We start from the raw sequence: 13,860 nt of genomic DNA on the forward strand, positions 1-13,860 counted from the left end.
GCTATCGATTTAAATAGTTTGCTACTGCTTCGGCACATCGTTCTCCATCCACCCCTGCCGAAACGATACCACCGGCATAGCCGGCTCCTTCACCGCAAGGAAACAGCCCGCGTATGGTAATATGTTGAAGGGTCTCCTTGTCGCGGACAATACGAACGGGAGAAGAAGTCCGGGTTTCTACCCCGATCATAACCGCCTCATTGGTCAAAAAGCCGTGGCTCATTCGCCCGAATTGTAAAAATGCCTGTGACAGACGTTTGCTGATAAATTCCGGCATCCAGAAGTGTAGGGGAGAAGACACCAATCCCGGACTATAAGAAGACTCCGGCAAGTCATAACTGAGTTTTTTTCGTGTAAAGTCCGCCATACGTTGCGCCGGTGCTGTCTGTTTCATGCCGCCTTGCAACCAGCATTGCCGTTCCAGTTCTTCTTGGAAATGCATAACTTGCAAAAGCCGGGAATTGGAAGAGGAAAAGCGGGAGTCATTGGAGGATGTTGCCTGTTGTCCGTTGTTCATTCCCCATTGTCCGCAAAGTAAGTCCTCCGGTTGTATTTCTACTACCATCCCCGAGTTGCTCCATCGTGATCCGCGATTGGAGGGAGACATTCCGTTGACTACCACTTGTTCCGGTCCACTGGCAGCAGGAACGATGAATCCTCCGGGGCACATGCAGAAACTGTATACGCCACGGCCCTCTACTTGAGTGACAAAACTATATTCGGCAGCCGGCAGGTATTTTCCCCGACCGTTTTTGGAATGGTATTGTATCTGGTCTATCCATTCGGCCGGATGTTCCAGACGAACGCCAACGGCAATTCCTTTTGCTTCGATCGTTACGTTGTTTGCTGCTAACCAGCGATATACATCCCGTGCCGAATGTCCTGTTGCCAGTATCACGGGGCCAAGGAATGTCCGTCCCGTATTGGTTTCGATTCCTTTGACTTCTTCATTTTCGATAATCAGGGCATCCATCCGGGTACGAAAATGAACTTCTCCACCACAATCGATAATGGTATTCCGCATGTTCTCGATTACCCGTGGCAATTTATCCGTACCGATATGCGGGTGGGCATCGGCAAGAATGGCCTCAGATGCTCCATGCTGGCAGAATACATTTAAGATTTTATCTACATTGCCGCGTTTTTTACTTCTGGTATAGAGTTTACCGTCTGAATAAGCGCCTGCACCGCCTTCGCCGAAGCTGTAATTCGATTCCGGGTCGACGGTATGTTCCCTGCTGATCTGTGCAAGGTCTTTTTTGCGTTCACGTACATTTTTACCACGTTCTACGATGACAGGGCGAAACCCTAATTCTATCAATTTCAAGGCGGCAAATAATCCTCCGGGACCCGCACCTACTACAATCACTTGCGGTTTACCTTCCACATTATTATATATGGTCTCTTCATACCCGTTGTCTGTCGGTATTTCATTGATGTACACCCGTACTTTCAGATTAATGAAGACAGTACGCTGCCGCGCATCAATACTTCGTTTCAGAATACGCGTTGCGGTAATGCTCTGTAAGGTAAGACCTTTTTCCTTTGATAAGTATTCTTTCAATCGTTGCTCGCTGGCGGCAATTTCCGGCAATACTCTCAGTTGATACTCTTCTGTCATAATATGATTATCCGAATAGTGCGCGGAACGCTTCTTCCACCTTTCGTACCGGCACTAACTCTATTTTTAATTTCTTTGTTTCGATTCCCTGCAAATTATATTTGGGCAATAGGAAACGTTTGAAGCCCAACTTTTCGGCTTCCCCGATGCGTTGTTCGATTCTGTTCACCGGGCGTATTTCTCCGGATAAGCCGATTTCTCCTGCCATGCAAACTTCCGGCTCGATAGCGGCATCCATATTAGATGAGAGGATGGAGCTAATTACGGCGAGGTCGATGGCCGGATCATTGACTTTCAACCCTCCGGCTATATTGAGAAATACATCTTTCTGTGCTAATTTGAACCCTACCCGCTTTTCGAGTACTGCCAGCAACATGTTCATCCGTCGGATATCGAAACCTGTGGCCGAGCGTTGCGGATTGCCGTATACGGCAGAACTTACCAGTGCCTGGGTTTCGATGAGAAACGGACGTACCCCTTCGATGGCAGATGCAATGGCTACGCCACTCATGCCTTCGTGATCTTGTGAAAGCAATAGTTCCGACGGGTTACTGACCTGTCGGAGTCCGTCTTGGCGCATTTCGTAAATACCCAATTCGGCAGTACTTCCAAAACGGTTCTTGATGCTTCGCAGGATGCGGTACATGTAATGCTGGTCACCTTCAAACTGGAGCACGGTGTCTACGATGTGTTCCAGTACTTTAGGACCGGCGATACTGCCTTCTTTGTTTATATGTCCGATCAGTAATACCGGGGTATGTGTCTCTTTGGCGAAGCGGAGGATGGAGGCCGAGCACTCACGCACTTGGGCGATGCTACCGGGAGACGATTCGATGTTTTCCGTAGAAATGGTTTGTACGGAATCGATGATGACTAAATCGGGACGGGTATTTTTGATATGAACATAAATCTGTTCCAGAGAAGTTTCGCAAACGATAAGGCAATCGCTGGATGCACTTGTCAGGCGGTCGGCGCGTAACTTTAATTGCCGGGCACTTTCTTCACCGGAAATATACAGAACTCGTCTTTCGGGCATACGTAGTACGGTTTGGAGTACAAGGGTCGATTTTCCGATGCCCGGTTCGCCGCCTATCAGGACCAAAGAACCCGGCACAAGCCCACCGCCTAACACCCGGTTCAACTCTTCGTCGTGCATGTCGATGCGCGGCTCGTCATCCGCTTCTATTTCACTTAAAGTGACCGGTTTGGCTTTAGCCGTTTCAATGCCTGATACCGGTCTCCGGTTGGCAGGTTCTTTACGTATTATTTCTTCTACATACGTATTCCATTCGCCACACGACGGACACTTTCCTACCCATTTTGGGGATTCTTGTCCGCAGTTACTGCACACATATACGGTCTTCTCTTTTGCCATTCTCTTTGTCCTTCTTTTATAAGATGGGCAAAAATAAGGATATTACAGCACAGATTATACAGATCGGCACAGATTATTTTCTTAAAAAGCATAATCTGTGCCGATCTGTACAATCTTATCGGATTATAAAGTGATTTCTCCGGCTATCGGACGACTCATCCTTTCGCGGATTTCTTCAGGGGTGTAGCCGTGTCCCAACAGGAACATTAATTTGGTGACTGCTGATTCCGTCGTACTGTCATATCCGCTGACAATGCCGGATTGTAATAAGTGATAGCCGGTTTCGTACCGTTCCATTTCCACTGTTCCGGCGCTACATTGGGTGACATTGACGATCACGATGCCCCGTGCGCTTGCTTCGCGCAGCAGGCGAAGAAACCATTGTTTACGGGGGGCATTGCCCGAACCGTAGGTTTCCAGCACCACCGCACGCAATCCGTCTATGGAGAGTGTAGCTGCCACTACATTTTCGTGTATACCGGGAAAGAGTTTCAATACGGCTATATTGGTATCCAACAGGTAGTGAGGTTTTAATTCCTGTTTTTCACGGGTGTGATGAATCAGCGAATGGTTATATTTGATGTGTATGCCTGCTTCCGCCAGCACAGGATAGTTGAAAGAGCGAAAAGCGTTGAAGTTTTCTGCATTCATTTTGGTGGTTCGATTGCCACGCATCAGATGGTTTTCGAAAAAGATGCATACTTCGGGTACGAGCGGTTTTCCGTCGGCATCCTGGGCGGATGCTATCTCAATGCTTGTCATCAGGTTTTCTTTGCCGTCTGTGCGCAGCACACCGATGGGGAGTTGCGAGCCGGTGAGGATGACCGGTTTGTCCAGTCCTTCAAGCATAAAGCTCAGTGCCGAGGCGGTATATGCCATTGTGTCCGTACCGTGAAGGATAACAAAGCCGTTGAACCTGTCGTAATTATCACAAATGATCTTTACCAGTTTGCGCCATGCCTCCGGTTCCATGTCTGATGAGTCCATGGGAGGATCAAACTGATAAGAGTCGATCGTGCAGTTAGATTTCCGTAATTCGGGGACATGTTTTTGTAACTGCTCGAAGTTGAAGTTTTCAAGCGCTCCGGTTTCTGTATTTTCTATCATTCCAATCGTACCACCGGTGTAAATTAGCAATACGGAAGTATTTGAAGGGGTCATAAGCGTTTCTTGTGCGATTATTTACTGCAAAGATAATTATATATCTTATATATTCTAACAAAATGTCAGAAAACTGATGGCTGACTCTCGACGGGTTCGGATAACTGAAAATCTTTTTATTAGAAAATAATCGTAAAAAGTGATAGATTGAACGTTTTTATTGTTACTTTTGCGACATCTTATCAAACAGTAACGAGAAACAATGACTATGATGAAGTACTATCCGCATACAGTCACATCCATGTGCACCATGACCCTTAGGGGTTGAGGGATAGTATTTGTGTTTCTACGTGAATCACGCTTGCAGGAAGTAAGCAAATTCAATTTTAATTATTTTAGTTGTAAATAAACCATTGCTTTCCGTGAAAGGGAGCATTGCTAAATATAAAGTATCTGCATGAAAGTAATGAAATTCGGCGGAACATCCGTAGGTTCCGTGAACAGCATTTTAAGCGTAAAGAGAATAGTAGAGTCGGCCGGTGAACCGGTTATTGTAGTAGTTTCCGCATTAGGCGGCATTACCGATAAGTTGATTAACACCTCGAAGATGGCTGCCATAGGCGATGCGGCTTATGAGGGAGAATTCCGTGAGATTGTTTATCGTCATGTAGAGATGATCAAAGAGGTGATCCCGGCGGGTGAAAGACAAGCTTCTTTGCAGCGTCGGGTAGGGGAACTGCTTAATGAGTTGAAAGACATCTTCCAGGGAATTTATCTGATTAAAGACCTTTCCCCGAAAACATCGGATACCATTGTGAGCTATGGTGAACGGCTGTCTTCCATTATTGTGGCTGAGTTGATTGAAGGAGCCCAATGGTTTGATTCGCGTACTTTTATAAAGACGGAACGGAAACATTCCAAACATACTCTCGACACGGAACTGACCCACCGGTTGGTGAAAGAGGCATTCCGGGAGATTCCGAAAGTATCGTTGGTGCCGGGATTCATTTCATCGGATAAGCTGACAGGAGACGTTACGAATCTTGGTCGTGGCGGCTCGGATTATACGGCGGCTGTGATTGCTGCAGCCCTCGATGCTGCCAGCCTGGAGATATGGACTGATGTGGATGGCTTTATGACTGCCGATCCACGGGTTATTTCTACTGCTTATACCATCAACGAACTGAGTTATGTGGAGGCAACCGAACTCTGTAATTTCGGCGCCAAAGTAGTTTATCCGCCTACCATCTATCCGGTTTGCCACAAGAATATACCTATATTAATAAAGAATACTTTCAATCCGGAAGGTACGGGAACGGTGATCAAGCAAGAAGTGTCCGATCCGCGTACGAAAGCCATTAAAGGTATCTCTTCCATCAATGACACCAGCCTGATTACCGTTCAGGGGCTTGGAATGGTGGGGGTGATCGGTGTGAACTACCGCATCTTCAAAGCTTTGGCAAAGAATGGTATCAGTGTATTTCTTGTGTCGCAGGCCTCTTCGGAAAACAGTACTTCTATCGGTGTGCGTAATGCCGACGCCGACTTGGCTTGCGAGGTGCTGAACGAGGAGTTTGTGAAAGAGATAGAGATGGGTGAGATTTCTCCTATTCAAGCGGAGAAGAACTTGGCTACCGTAGCCATTGTCGGTGAGAATATGAAGCATACCCCGGGAATAGCCGGTAAACTGTTCGGTACGTTAGGGCGTAACGGTATAAATGTAATAGCTTGTGCACAGGGAGCATCGGAAACGAATATTTCGTTTGTTGTCGATTCCAAATCACTGCGCAAGTCGTTGAACGTTATTCACGATTCCTTCTTCCTGTCGGAGTATCAAGTATTGAATCTTTTTATTTGCGGTATCGGTACGGTAGGAGGTAGCCTGATCGAACAGATTCGTTGTCAGCAAGAGAAACTGAAAGTGGAAAACGGATTGAAACTTCATGTGGTGGGTATTGCCGATGCTACGAAAGCCATGTTCAGCCGTGACGGTTTCGACTTGGCAAACTACCGTCAGGAACTGGAAGAAAAAGGAACAGAGAGTACTCTCGAATCATTGCGTGACGAGATTATCGGCATGAATATCTTTAATTCCGTTTTTGTGGATTGTACGGCGAGCGAGGGGGTGGCTTCTCTTTATAAAGATCTGTTGCTGCACAATGTGTCCGTGGTGGCTGCCAATAAGATAGCCGCCTCTTCCAAGTATGAAAATTATCGTGAACTGAAGCAGATAGCCCGTCAACGGGGTGTAAAATACTTGTTTGAAACGAATGTGGGAGCGGGACTTCCTATTATCAATACCATAAATGATTTGATTCATAGTGGTGATAAGATTCTGAAAATAGAGGCTGTCTTAAGCGGTACATTGAATTATATCTTCAACAAAATCAGTGCCGATATTCCGTTTAGCCGCACGATAAAGATGGCGCAGGAGGAACGGTATTCCGAGCCTGATCCGCGTATCGACCTGAGCGGGAAAGATGTAATCCGTAAACTTGTTATTCTGGCACGTGAAGCGGGATATACTTTGGAGCAGGAAGATGTGGAAAAGAATCTTTTTGTGCCGAATGATTTCTTTGAGGGTTCACTGGATGATTTTTGGAAACGCGTACCGAGTCTGGATGCGGACTTCGAAGCCCGTCGGCAGATATTGGAAAAGGAGAATAAGCATTGGCGTTTTGTTGCCAAACTGGAAAACGGGAAAGCCTCTGTCGGCCTGCAGGAGGTAGGGGCCAATCATCCGTTCTACGGTTTGGAGGGAAGTAATAATATTATCCTTTTGACAACAGAACGTTACAAAGAATATCCGATGATGATTCAGGGATACGGTGCCGGAGCGGGTGTAACTGCTGCCGGGGTCTTTGCGGACATAATGAGTATAGCAAACGTTTGATTTAGTTGAAAGTTGAGAGTTGAAAGTTGAAAGTTGCTGCGCAGTGGTGGCTATACTTGCTCTTTCTGGTTTTAGCTTATAACTCTCAACTTTCAACTCTCAACTAAATAAAGCTTTCAACTGAATAGAACTTTCAACTTTCAACTCTCAACTTTCAACTATTATGAAGCATATTATTATATTAGGTGATGGAATGGCCGATTGGCCGGTAAAATCATTGGGGGACAAGACGCTCCTGCAATATGCGAAAACGCCTTATATGGATAAATTGGCCCGCATGGGGCGTAATGGCAGGCTGAAGACAGTTGCCGTCGGTTTTCATCCCGGTAGTGAGGTGGCAAACATGTCAGTACTCGGATACGATCTTCCGAAAGTGTACGAAGGGCGTGGCCCGCTCGAAGCGGCAAGCATCGGGGTAGACTTGCAACCGGGAGAGATGGCGATGCGTTGCAATATTATTTGTATGGAGGGAGATCATATAAAGAATCATTCTGCCGGGCATATTTCAACTGAAGAGGCTGATGTCCTGATTCAATATTTGCAGGAGCATTTGGGCTCTGACCGGGTACGTTTCCACACCGGTGTTCAATACCGGCATCTGCTGGTTATCAAAGGAGGAAACAAGCAATTGGATTGCACTCCTCCCCATGATGTCCCATTGAAACCTTTCCGGCCGTTGATGGTAAAACCGTTGGTTCCGGAGGCGGAAGAGACGGCTGCTCTTATCAATGACCTGATTTTAAGATCACAGGATTTACTGAAGAATCATCCGTTGAACTTGAAGCGTATAGCCGAAGGTAAGGACCCTGCCAATAGCATCTGGCCTTGGAGTCCGGGATATCGTCCGCAGATGGAAACCTTTTCTGATACTTTCCCGCAAGTAAAAAAGGGGGCTGTTATCTCTGCCGTCGATCTGATAAACGGTATCGGTTACTATGCCGGGTTGCGCCGGATTGCAGTAGAGGGGGCGACAGGGCTATATGATACCAATTATGAAAATAAAGTGGCTGCCGCATTGGAAGCATTGAAAACCGATGATTTTGTTTATCTGCATATCGAAGCGAGCGATGAGGCCGGACACGAAGGAGATATCCCTTTGAAACTTCTTACGATAGAGAATCTGGATAAACGTGCCGTAGGGCCGATTTATGAGGCGGTAAAGGACTGGGACGAACCGGTAGCCATTGCCGTGCTTCCCGACCATCCTACTCCTTGTGAACTTCGTACACATACCAATGAACCGATTCCGTTTCTTATCTGGTATCCGGGCATCGAACCGGACGAGGTGCAGACGTATGATGAGGTAGCCGCTTGCAATGGCGTCTACGGGCTGATGAAAGAAGATGAATTCATAAAGACATTTATGAATGAGTAACGTGCCGATGCGATACTTTGCCGAATGTACGGGTGTATCCGTTGGTAAATAAGAGGATTAATCAATTAATTAAAAGGAGTGCCCTGCTGATTCATGTATTGGCATTTGAGCACATTGTTTAAATTATGAAATATTACAGCACTAACCGTCAGGTACCTGTCGCTACACTTGAAGAAGCCGTAGTGAAGGGCCTTGCTGCCGATAAGGGGCTTTTTATGCCCGAAACGATCAAACCGTTGCCACAGGAATTTTATGATACGATCGAAACGCTTTCTTTCCAGGAGATTGCTTATCGTGTGGCTGATGCTTTCTTTGGTGAAGATGTCCCGGCAGAAACCTTGAAACAGATTGTTTACGATACGTTGAATTTTGATGTGCCATTGGTGCATGTGAAAGATTGCATTTACTCTCTTGAACTGTTTCATGGCCCTACACTCGCGTTTAAGGATGTAGGCGGCCGTTTTATGGCACGTCTGTTGGGTTACTTTATCCGTAAGGAGGGCAAGCGGCAGGTAAATGTGCTTGTGGCCACTTCCGGCGATACCGGTAGTGCCGTAGCGAATGGTTTTCTCGGTGTAGAGGGAATTCATGTGTATGTACTTTACCCCAAAGGCAAGGTGAGCGAAATACAGGAAAAGCAATTTACTACGTTGGGACAGAATATCACCGCTCTTGAAGTAGAGGGTACTTTTGATGATTGCCAGGCGCTTGTGAAATCTGCTTTTATGGACAAAGATTTGAATGAACACCTGCAACTTACCAGTGCCAATTCCATTAATGTAGCCCGTTTCCTGCCACAGGCATTTTATTACTTCTATGCTTATGCCCAGTTGAAGAAGGCCGGAAAAGCGGACAATGCCGTTATTTGTGTTCCCAGTGGAAACTTCGGTAATATCACTGCCGGGCTGTTCGGCAAGAAGATGGGATTGCCCGTAAAGCGTTTTATCGCTGCCAATAATAAGAACGATATCTTTTATCAGTATTTGCAGACCGGACAGTATAGCCCGCGCCCGTCCGTTGCTACGATTGCCAATGCCATGGATGTGGGCGATCCGAGTAACTTTGCCCGTGTGCTCGATCTTTATGGAGCTTCGCATGCTGCTATCTCGGCCGGGATAACAGGAGCTGCTTATACCGACGAACAGATACGCGAAACGGTGAAGAAGACATACGAAGATACGCATTACCTGCTCGATCCGCATGGCGCTTGCGGTTATCGGGCACTTGAAGAGGGATTGCAGCCCGGAGAAACCGGTGTATTTCTCGAAACAGCTCATCCGGCCAAGTTCCTCGATACGGTAGAAGGTATTATTGGCGATAAAGTAGAGATTCCTGCAAAATTGCAGGCATTTATGAAAGGCGAAAAAAAGAGTCTGCCGATGACAAAAGAGTTTGCGGATTTTAAGAAATACCTGCTTTCTCTTTGATATCCGGTACCGGAATTATCTCTCAAAGATGTAGTATTTTTCCTCAGAAAGTGCTACATCTTTTTTTATTTTGTAAAACTGCTGTTATTCCGTTTGTTTTTACCCCTTTCATCCTCTTCACTTTTTTGGAAGAATCCCTTTATTCATGGGCGATACAGGGTGAAGTTCCATTGGGAAAAAACAATCGGAAGGTTGATAATCGTAAGCAGGATGCCTATGTTCCTGCAAGACCGTTCATACCGTTCATATGCACCGTGCTTGGCACACCCAAGCACCGTTCTTAGGAGGATTTAGGACGGTTCATAAAAAACGGATATGTCCCTGTTGAAGCTCTTTCTTATTTTGGAATTCAGAAATTAATAAATACGAGGTATTTGCCTGTGGCATGAATGCAGAATTCCTCTCCTGTTGCCTCGTTTAACGTTCCTTGCCACCAATTGTTGAAATCGCTTAGCGGATAGGCCAATCCTTCCCCTTGTAATCCGGTAGCGCCGAAGTTGAAAATGGAAACTTGTTGTCCGGGGTGGGCGTCGAATCTTTGTGTATCACAAGATGGGATGAATACGCCGTAATCCGTTATCATTCGTACTTGCAGTCCTTCCTGCATGTAATCCATCAGCAGGCTGATATTCCCCAATGTATGATCTTCCCGTTTGCCTGTGCCGCCGATGATGGCTATTTGCCGTTTTCCTTGTGCTTTCAGAAAGCGGACGGCTTTGGTCTGGTCGTTCGTTTCCTGGTCTTTTATCTGATGAAAGATTGTCGCAAGCTTTTCCCGGTTTTCGGATGAGAGCGAATCACCGTCTCCGATGATTGCATCCGGGAGAAAGCCGTGACGGATGTATTCATCGGCTGCACCGTCACAGCATACTACGTAGGGAGCTTGCCGCAATACGTTCAGAGGATAAGGATGCGAGGGATAGTCGCCATTACCAAGAATTACTGCTTCTGTTGTCATATTCATTGATTGGTTGCGGAAATACCGGATGCACATTTAACATGGCTCTGTCGGCGATGATTGTCCGTGCATCATTTTTTTCCATTTCAAGTAGCCAAAGATAGCTATAATCGAATAAAGTCCGTAAAGTCCGGAAGTGAAATACAATTCCTTATAGATATAGAGTCCGCAGCAAACGATATCTACCAGTATCCATGCCCACCACTGTTCTACATATTTACGGGCGAGCATCCACATGCCGACAATGCTCAATGCTGTGGTGAAAGAGTCGAGCCAGGGAACAGTGCTGTCGGTAAAGTTTATCAGTATCCAGACAATGCCCAAAAGGGCGATTATGAATACGGCTGTTAATGGCGGAAGATATTTCAATGGGATACGGGTGATCGGCAATTCTGCTTTTTCCTGTTTCTTGCTGCCGTATTTCCAGATTATCCACCCGTAGACGGCTGCCAGCAGGTAGTAGATGTTGATGCCGAAATCGGCATATAATCCGGCTTTATAATATACAAAGATATAGATGGCAGGCATAATGATGCCCGCTATCCATAAATAAATGCTTGCCCGGTATTCCAACCACAGATAGAGCAGTCCGATAATGGTACCGATGATTTCAAGATAATTCATTGCCATACCGGGAGGTTTTAGAATCTGACGGTTATGTGCGCCAATACATTGGTTCCCGCCATTGGATAGAAACGAGGGTCGTAAGAGATGACCGCTTTCTGATTCTTGTCGCCTCCTTCGTAGACGGCGGCATTTTGCGAATAACCGTTCGTCTCATATCGGGTGTTGAAGAGGTTATAGATTGTGGCACCTACGGTGATCTGTTTCACGGATGGCAGTTTAAAGCTATACGCCAGACTGAGATGGTTTACAAAATAGGGATCGAGAGAATTCTCGTCTATACCGAAGTTATCGAGATACTGGCGGCTGACATACTGTGATTGCAAAGATGCATCAAAGCCTTTGTAGTTGAAACTGATCAGGCTGTTCCCCATGAACGACGGGGAAAAGGAGATCGGAGTGTCGCCGGCATAGATGGCCGTTTGTGTATAGAGTTCTTTCCAGTTCTGGTTATAGTCGCTCATATAGCCGGTATAATTCTTGATCCGGTTCTTGCTCCATGTTCCGTTGAGATCCCAGCGTAACCAGTCTGTGATGCGGGCGCCCAAAGAGAGTTCTATACCCATACGGTAACTGTCTTTTACGTTTTCCGCCATTGCCTCTCCGATGTCGTTTACTTTTCCGTTCAGCACCAGTTGGTCGGTATAATCCATATAATAGAGATTTACACCGGCTGTGAAACGGCTGTTGCGGAAAGTATATCCCAGTTCGTAATCCAGCATTTTCTCCGGACGGGGAAGCTCGTCGAAGAGCCCGTCGGTATAGTTGTTGCGGGTAGGTTCTTTCTGCGCGACCGCAAAGGAAGCATAGGCGCTGTGGTTCGGGTTGAATTGCCAGAACAAACCGGCTTTTGGGTTGAAGAAACTGAAGTCTTCGTTTACGTTCAGGCATTGCAGGTGTCCCGGATCGGCCGTCCAATCCCATTTGTCATTGTCTCCTTCTATCTTGTAACTGATGTATCGGTATTGCAGGTCGGCATAGGCATGCAGCCCTTTTGTAATTTGGTAATTGGCTTTTGCATAGATGTTTCCGTCTGTTTTGCTGCCATTGTTACGATAGTATTCGTGGTCCGGATTCAATGGTTCCGTGTAGTTCTTCACCCATATTACCTTACCGTAGTGGTCATTACTGTAATGATTCAATCCTCCTCCTAAAGAAGCGCTTAATTTTTCATCTTTATAATCGACCGAGAATACTCCGCCGCCGAAACCACTGTCCACCAGTTTCTGACGTACCAGATTGGTTTTTGTTTGGGCTTCTGTATTTTCCGGAAGATAGAAAGGCTTTAATCCGTACTCTTCCAGTGTACGTCCGTTTTTGTATTCTTGATAATATCCGAATCCGTCGGTGTAGTGCAAAGCGATGTTCAGATGCCATTCCGGTGAAAACAAGTGGTTGAATATCAATTGATAATTCGTCTGCTCGTAATTGTCAGTCTGGTCGTCATAGAAGCCGATAATGTTTCCTTTGTTCAGGTTGTCGTCTTTGATGGCTCCATTCGGATTATACGTCCGGTCTGTTTCCAGTTGTTCCCGGCTGATACCGTCCCAGGCATGATAGGTTTTCTCTTTGCCACCGAAAGCGATCAATTTCAGTGTGGTGTTTTCACCGTAATATCCTCCTTGCAGAAAGTAGGATTTTAAGTCGGATGTGGCGCGGTCGCGGTATCCGTCGCTTTGGATATTCGATATGCGGGTATCGAAAGCCCAATGATTGCCCAACAATCCCGAACCGACACGCACGGTCTCTTTATGTGTATTGAATGAACCGTAAGAACCGGAAACTTCGGCATAGGCTTTGGAGGGGATACCGGCTGTACGCAGATTGATGCTGGCGCCGAAAGCTCCTGCACCGTTGGTTGAAGTTCCTGCTCCACGTTGTATTTGCATGTCTTCGAGTGAAGAAGCCAAGTCCGGTGTGTTTACCCAAAAAATGGAATGACTCTCGGCATCATTCATCGGGATCCCGTTGGCGGTAATGTTGATGCGTGTGGCATCTGTTCCGCGTACACGGATGCTGGTATAGCCTACTCCGCTACCGGCGTCTGATGTGGTGAGTACCGAGGGGGTAGCCGTCAGTAGAAACGGAAGGTCGAGCCCGAAGTTCTGTTTCTGAATCTCTTTTTGGGAAATGTTGCTGTATGCCACCGGAGTTTTAGAAGTGGCACGGGTGGATACTACCTGCACCTCTTGCAGGTTGACTACTCTCAAACTGTCTTTGGCACTGGTCTGTGCAAAGGCATTTGCGCTGGCTGCCAACAGGAAGACGGCAGCCGATAAATTCTTTTTCATTTTGCAGTTTATTCGTTCTCTACGCCGGCATTACCCGGTTCAGGTATTATGGGTATGTTCTCAGCCCGTCATGTTAAGGCACCCCCTATCTCGTGAAATCGCCGGCAAAATTAGTGCTTTCAGACGAAGAAAGCAAAAAAACTTTTATATTTGCTTGGAACAAAGTAACTTTGCAACTTGTTAAGATTGAATTAA

9 protein-coding genes are annotated in these 13,860 nt (G+C 46.4%); 3 read left to right on the plus strand and 6 right to left on the minus strand.

Translation table 11 applies throughout. The annotated features are described in order from the left end of the window. Position 1 precedes the first annotated feature (1 nt). The 3 genes from RB604_RS07310 to RB604_RS07320 form a co-directional block, all read right to left on the minus strand. The gene (locus tag RB604_RS07310) at positions 2-1,621 is read right to left on the minus strand and encodes an NAD(P)/FAD-dependent oxidoreductase (protein ID WP_005926356.1); all 1,620 of its coding nucleotides are present in this window, start codon (positions 1,619-1,621) and stop codon (positions 2-4) included. Positions 1,622-1,628: 7 nt separating this feature from the next. Further along, positions 1,629-2,996: a DNA repair protein RadA gene (gene radA / locus RB604_RS07315; protein ID WP_007478828.1), complete on the minus strand. Its 1,368-nt coding sequence runs from the start codon at positions 2,994-2,996 to the stop codon at positions 1,629-1,631. 123 nt (positions 2,997-3,119) lie between these two features. After that, positions 3,120-4,157: an asparaginase gene (locus RB604_RS07320; protein ID WP_005926352.1), complete on the minus strand. Its 1,038-nt coding sequence runs from the start codon at positions 4,155-4,157 to the stop codon at positions 3,120-3,122. A gap of 397 nt (positions 4,158-4,554) precedes the next feature. Here RB604_RS07320 and thrA point away from each other — a divergent pair, with 397 nt between their 5' ends. From thrA to thrC, 3 genes are all read left to right on the plus strand, one after another. After that, entirely contained in the window at positions 4,555-6,990 is a 2,436-nt protein-coding gene (thrA, locus tag RB604_RS07325) for a bifunctional aspartate kinase/homoserine dehydrogenase I (protein ID WP_007478827.1), read from the plus strand. A gap of 163 nt (positions 6,991-7,153) precedes the next feature. Then, positions 7,154-8,365 carry a cofactor-independent phosphoglycerate mutase gene (locus tag RB604_RS07330; protein ID WP_005926348.1) on the plus strand — a complete coding sequence of 404 codons (1,212 nt, stop codon included), beginning with the start codon at positions 7,154-7,156 and terminating at the stop codon, positions 8,363-8,365. 125 nt (positions 8,366-8,490) lie between these two features. Further along, a complete protein-coding gene (thrC, locus tag RB604_RS07335; RefSeq protein WP_055293458.1) occupies positions 8,491-9,792 on the plus strand; it encodes a threonine synthase in 1,302 nt (433 codons plus the stop codon). 349 nt (positions 9,793-10,141) lie between these two features. On the opposite strand, the gene RB604_RS07340 is transcribed toward thrC, so the two are convergent. The 3 genes from RB604_RS07340 to RB604_RS07350 are packed head-to-tail and all read right to left on the minus strand — an operon-like array spanning position 10,142 to position 13,665. Continuing rightward, on the minus strand, positions 10,142-10,756 hold the full coding sequence (locus RB604_RS07340) for a thiamine diphosphokinase (protein WP_005926342.1): 615 nt from the start codon (positions 10,754-10,756) through the stop codon (positions 10,142-10,144). A gap of 30 nt (positions 10,757-10,786) precedes the next feature. Beyond that, positions 10,787-11,380: a nicotinamide riboside transporter PnuC gene (gene pnuC, locus RB604_RS07345; RefSeq protein ID WP_005926339.1), complete on the minus strand. Its 594-nt coding sequence runs from the start codon at positions 11,378-11,380 to the stop codon at positions 10,787-10,789. An 11-nt stretch (positions 11,381-11,391) separates the two neighbouring features. After that, complete coding sequence (locus tag RB604_RS07350) at positions 11,392-13,665, minus strand: TonB-dependent receptor (protein WP_055293462.1); 2,274 nt, start codon at positions 13,663-13,665, stop codon at positions 11,392-11,394. Between the last annotated feature and the right edge of the window lie 195 nt (positions 13,666-13,860).

The sequence above is a fragment of the Bacteroides salyersiae genome (assembly GCF_031172035.1).
Lineage (GTDB): Bacteria > Bacteroidota > Bacteroidia > Bacteroidales > Bacteroidaceae > Bacteroides > Bacteroides salyersiae.